Below are 3,100 nucleotides of genomic sequence, written 5' to 3' on the forward strand. Positions count from 1 at the left end.
ACAGCCTGATCACCGCCGATGGCAACGAGATCAAGGCCAGCCTGAAGGTCTGGGCGGCGGGGATTCGCGCACCGGGTTTCCTCAAGGACATCGACGGCCTGGAAACCAACCGCATCAATCAGCTGCAAGTGCTGCCGACCCTGCAAACCACCCGCGACGAGAACATCTTCGCCTTCGGCGACTGCGCCGCCTGCCCGCAGCCGGGCAGCGACCGCAACGTACCGCCGCGAGCCCAGGCTGCGCACCAACAAGCGTCACTGCTGGCCAAATCGCTGAAGCTACGGATCGAAGGCAAGGCGCTGCCGGAATACAAGTACACCGACTACGGCTCGCTGATCTCGCTGTCGCGTTTTTCGGCAGTCGGTAATTTGATGGGCAACCTCACCGGCAGCGTAATGCTTGAAGGCTGGTTGGCGCGGATGTTTTACGTGTCGCTGTATCGCATGCACCAGATGGCGCTGTACGGGCCGTTCCGTACGGCAATGCTGATGCTGGGCAGCAAGATCGGACGTGGGACTGAGCCACGGCTCAAGCTGCACTAACACACGCCAATCCCTGAGGGAGCGGGCTTGCCCGCGATTGCGGTGTCTCAGTCGACATCTTCGCTGAATGACCCACCGCAATCGCTGGCAAGCCAGCTCCCACAAGTTTTTATGGTGTTCGAGAGCGTTTTTCGAAGACAAAAAAAAATCCCCGTATCTTTCGATACGAGGATTTTTAATATGGTCGGGGTAAGGGGATTCGAACTCCTGACATCCTGCTCCCAAAGCAGGCGCGCTACCGGACTGCGCTATACCCCGGTAAAAAAAAGGCACCTTCGAAAGGCGCCTTCTGCGAACAGAGCTTTTGGCGTCTGATCTTAAGATTCGATCCCAGCGCTAACTGGTTTCAAAAATGGTGGGTCGTGTGGGATTCGAACCTACGACCAATTGGTTAAAAGCCAACTGCTCTACCAACTGAGCTAACGACCCAAATATGGTCGGGGTAAGGGGATTCGAACTCCTGACATCCTGCTCCCAAAGCAGGCGCGCTACCGGACTGCGCTATACCCCGGTTTGAAATTGGCTCCGTGACCAGGACTCGAACCTGGGACCCAATGATTAACAGTCATTTGCTCTACCGACTGAGCTATCACGGAACTACATATTTCAATTTACAACATTGAAGCTTTACTGCGTTCTCTTCGACTCGTTCGCATCGCTGCGTTCGTGTGTCTGAGGCGCGCTATTCTACAATCTTCAGCACCTCTGTCAACCCCCTAAATTGCTTTCAAGTTAATGATTTGCAACTTATTTTGGATTCCTGCTTGGGGAGCAAAAACCCTGGCGGGTGACTGACTGCGGGGCGCACTTTACAAGCCTTTTCCTTTGAGTTCAACAGCCTAACGAAAAAAAGGCCTCGCAATGCGAGGCCTTTTCATTTTTGCTGCCGCCGAGGATCAGACGAAGACGATTTCGTCGTTTTCCACCACACCGTGGGCTGTGTCGCCTGGCATGAATCGGCCCGACAGAATCAGCTGTGCCAGCGGGTTCTCGATCCAGCGCTGAATCGCTCGCTTGAGCGGCCGAGCGCCATACACCGGGTCGTAACCCACCGCGATGAGCTTATCCATCGCCTCAGGGCTGAGCTCGAGTTTGAGCTCACGTTCAGTCAGACGACTACGCAGACGACCCAACTGGATCTCGGTAATGCCGGCGATCTGATCCCGCGCCAACGGTTCGAAGATCACCACTTCGTCGACCCGGTTGATGAACTCAGGCCGGAAGTGCGTGGAAATCGCATCCATGACCGCCGCACGCTGTGCTTCACGATCACCGACCAGTTCCTGGATCTGCACCGACCCCAGGTTGGAAGTCATGACGATCACAGTGTTCTTGAAGTCCACCGTGCGGCCATGGCTATCCGTCAGGCGACCGTCTTCAAGCACTTGCAGCAAGACGTTGAACACATCCGGGTGCGCCTTCTCGACTTCGTCCATGAGGATCACCGAGTAAGGCTTGCGACGCACCGCCTCGGTCAGATAACCGCCTTCTTCGTAGCCGACATAGCCTGGTGGCGCCCCGATCAAGCGAGCCACGGAATGTTTCTCCATGAATTCGGACATGTCGATCCGCACCATCGCCTCTTCAGTGTCAAAGAGGAACTCGGCCAGCGCCTTGCACAGCTCGGTTTTACCGACACCGGTAGGGCCGAGGAACATGAACGAGCCGCTCGGCCGGTTCGGGTCGGACAACCCGGCGCGGGAACGCCGTACCGCGTTGGAAACCGCGACCACCGCTTCGTCCTGGCCAATCACACGCTGGTGCAACAGGCTTTCCATCTTCATCAGTTTTTCGCGCTCGCCTTCGAGCATCTTCGACACCGGAATACCGGTCCACTTCGAAACGACTTCGGCGATCTCTTCTTCAGTCACCTTGCTGCGCAGCAACTGGTTTTCCGCTTTGCCATGCTGGTCGACCATTTGCAGGCTGCGTTCCAGGTCCGGGATCACCCCGTACTGCAATTCCGCCATGCGGTTCAGGTCGCCCTTGCGGCGAGCGGTTTCCAGTTCCTGGCGGGACTGTTCGATCTTTTGCTGGATCTGCGCAGAACCCTGCACCTCGGCTTTTTCCGAATTCCAGATTTCTTCGAGGTCCGAGTACTCGCGCTCATGCCGAGCGATTTCTTCCTGGAGTTTTTCCAGACGTTTCTTCGCTGCGTCGTCGCTTTCTTTCTTCAGCGCCTGGGATTCCACCTTCAGTTGAATCAGGCGACGCTCGAGTCGGTCCAGCACTTCGGGCTTGGAATCGATCTCCATGCGGATGCGGCTGGCAGCCTCGTCGATCAGGTCGATGGCCTTGTCCGGCAATTGCCGGTCAGTGATGTAGCGATGACTGAGCTTGGCCGCCGCGATGATCGCACCGTCGGTGATCGCCACTTTGTGGTGAACCTCGTAGCGCTCTTTCAGGCCACGCAGGATGGCAATGGTGTCCTCTTCGCTCGGTTCGTCCACCAACACTTTCTGGAAGCGCCGTTCGAGAGCGGCATCCTTCTCTATATATTGGCGGTACTCATTGAGCGTGGTAGCGCCGACGCAATGCAATTCACCGCGCGCCAGGGC

Annotated in this window: 2 protein-coding genes and 4 tRNA genes; 1 reads left to right on the forward strand and 5 read right to left on the reverse strand. The window is 56.8% G+C overall.

Going from position 1 to position 3,100, the window contains the following annotated elements:
* Positions 1–542, forward strand: a 542-nt coding sequence (locus tag D8V06_RS14300; protein ID WP_177434425.1) for an FAD-dependent oxidoreductase, incomplete at its 5' end; no start/stop codon positions are given.
* 181 nt (positions 543–723) lie between these two features.
* Here D8V06_RS14300 and D8V06_RS14305 read toward each other — a convergent pair.
* From D8V06_RS14305 to D8V06_RS14325, 5 genes are all read right to left on the reverse strand, one after another.
* A tRNA-Pro gene (locus D8V06_RS14305) sits at positions 724–800 on the reverse strand.
* A gap of 95 nt (positions 801–895) precedes the next feature.
* Positions 896–971, reverse strand: a tRNA-Lys gene (locus tag D8V06_RS14310).
* Positions 972–976: 5 nt separating this feature from the next.
* Positions 977–1,053: transfer RNA gene (locus D8V06_RS14315), tRNA-Pro, on the reverse strand.
* A 9-nt stretch (positions 1,054–1,062) separates the two neighbouring features.
* Positions 1,063–1,138, reverse strand: a tRNA-Asn gene (locus D8V06_RS14320).
* Between the two features lie 300 nt (positions 1,139–1,438).
* Positions 1,439–3,100: AAA family ATPase (locus D8V06_RS14325; protein WP_130931178.1), on the reverse strand; the 1,662-nt coding region annotated here is incomplete at its 5' end.

Source organism: Pseudomonas sp. Sample_24 (assembly GCF_004307605.1).
Lineage (GTDB): Bacteria > Pseudomonadota > Gammaproteobacteria > Pseudomonadales > Pseudomonadaceae > Aquipseudomonas.